General features: G+C 60.1%; 1 protein-coding gene. It reads left to right on the top strand.

All coding sequences use genetic code 11. From position 1 onward, the window contains the following. Positions 1-818: 818 nt before the first annotated feature. On the top strand, positions 819-2,474 hold a 1,656-nt coding region (locus tag FBZ93_RS40835), incomplete at its 3' end, for a hypothetical protein (protein ID WP_167529305.1).

The following is a 2,474-nucleotide window of genomic DNA, read 5'->3' as shown; positions in this document are numbered from 1 at the left end:
TGGAAAACACCGGCAGAAACCCTCGACGAACTGCTCCGAGTGAGCGATACACAAAGTGTTGCGACGAGCGGTTGAATCCGCCCAGTATTCCAGAGCCATCGCGGCATGAATCGAAAAGCCGTGCGGACGGAATGTTCCGTCTGCACGAAGCATGGCGAGGATAGGTGGGGACGACGACGCGAGCACTCGTGAAGTGGTAGGCATCAGCTTCCGTAAGCTGGCAGTGCGTTGATCGTCGCATGCAAGTCTGACTTCCAAGCGACATCGATCGAGTAAGCGACATCGATCGCGCGCCTGGGTTCCCGGAGTTGCACGCTAACTTCGCAGCAACCGTTGACGCTGATCCGACTGTGCCGAAACGTGGCTTGCCGGAGCGACGATTGCGGTGTGAGCAAACGCACCGCGCATATTTTTCACTAGAAAGTGATTGAATAACTCGTCAAACTTTGCTTATTTAATTTGCTTATTGCCCAAGCGCGGGGCGCGAACCCCCAAATCGGCTGTCGCGGACCGCGTGAATTGACGAAATCGTTTCCTGGTTTGCTTGCCCTCGCGGGAGATATTTGCCCGCGGATAGGAGGCGCAATGCAGCAGCGGTGCATCATTCAATTATCGAAGCCGCTTTTCGCTTCGAGCACAGTCAACCGGTCGAACGAGAGCTAGCAAGAGCTCTCAAACGGCCGCGTTTCGCTTTGGTCGGGTCTTCTGATTGCCAACACTGACGGCTTCCTGCGGCGAGCACGCCCGGAGGAGAGACGCGACGCGCAGGACCCGCGCGGCGCATAGCGGGATTTTCTCAAATTTCTGAGGAGCAGGCTATGTCACTCACCATCACCGGCAAAGTTATTGAGGACGAGAACCTCGGATTGACAACACTGGCGACCGATAACGACGCCACAGATTCCGACAACAACGTCGTTCTCTCGAGCTTCCAGACCAGTATCACGACCGCAAGCTCGCTCGGTGCTGAGCTCAAGACGCTTGGCATTTATCCCGATACGAGCACGAGCGCCGGCAACGGCACGACCAAGACGATCGGGATCGCCGAAAATGCGATCGTCACCACCACCGACCAGAATTTGAAGTTCACCACCAGCAGCGGCGGCGCGCTGAGCGGCGTCGACACCGGGTTCAAGGCCATCGACGGCAACGAGATCTTCCTCTACTCGGATCCGAGCAATCCCGATATCGTGCTCGGCCGCGAGACCAACAGCACCGGTACCGTTGCCTTCGCACTCCTGCTGCAGCCGACGAGCGGCGGCGCGACGATCTGGATCGTGCAGTACGAGGCGCTCACCAACACCAAGCCGGCCTTGGGAGAGGATGCCAACACCCTCGATCTCAGCAATCTGGTCTACGTCAACGGAACGTCCAGCTCGACGAGTTCGTTCAACATCGGCACCAAGATGCCGGGACAGAACTACTGGCTGCCCTTCACCAGCACCGACGGGAAATCGACGGTCCTCGTGACCGGGCTCGATGCAAGCACATCCAACCCCGACACCGTCAACACCAGTTCGGTCGGCGACGGCAGCAACAGCCAGGCCATCACCCCAGGCGAAGCCCTGCGCTTCGATTTCGTTTCGAGCAGCTTCTCGGGCGGGTCCACCAAGGACAAGACCTTCCTCACCGACGGTACGCTCAAGAGTCTCACGTACATCGAAGGAACAGGGGCGAGCTTCGACATCAGCCAGGTGACCCCCACCGGCCAGTCGGTCAACGTCAAGATCATCGCCCAGAATGAGACCACCACCACCTTCGGTGCGACACAGACAAGCACGACCACGAACACGGTCGCGCTCGGCGAGATCGATGTTTTCAACAGCACGGGGCAGTTGATCGCCTCATCGACGAAGACCACCGGCAACAACGGCATCACTTTCGGCGGCACCACCAGCGCGCCGAGCGGCACCGTCAATGGCCTGACAGTGGGGGACAAGATCCAGTTCACCTCGCTGAATGGTGCGCAGTTTGACCAGTTCGTGGTCCAGAATACCAAACCACCCGGCAACACACCGGGCTTCGACATTCTCAACGTCACGGAAACACAGACCCAGACGAACAACGACAGCGCGGAAGTCGGTTCCCACCTCATCTTCGAGGACAGCGTGCCGACTGCGAGCACCAACACGCAGACGGCGATGGTCGACGAGGACGCGCTGGTCGGCGAGACGACCGGTGAGACCGGCGTTGGCGGCTCGGCCACCGGCAACGTGTCGAACCTGTTCAATGCAGGCGTGGACACGCCGCTCACATACACGCTCTCCGGCTCCACCTCCGGCCTGCCGGCGCTGACGTCGGGCGGCGTGAAGGTGACCTATGCGATCACGAGCGACGGCACCACCGACACCCTGACTGCAACAAAGACGGGCGGCGGCACCGTGTTCACCTTCGCGCTGACCGAGGCGACGGGGGCCTACACCTTCACGCTCTCGGCCCCGATCGACCAGGACGAGAGTGGTCCAGTCAACGGC

Origin of the sequence: Bradyrhizobium macuxiense (assembly GCF_007993935.1) — a bacterium.
Lineage (GTDB): Bacteria > Pseudomonadota > Alphaproteobacteria > Rhizobiales > Xanthobacteraceae > Bradyrhizobium > Bradyrhizobium macuxiense_A.
This window is presented reverse-complemented; position numbering and strand designations above follow the sequence as displayed.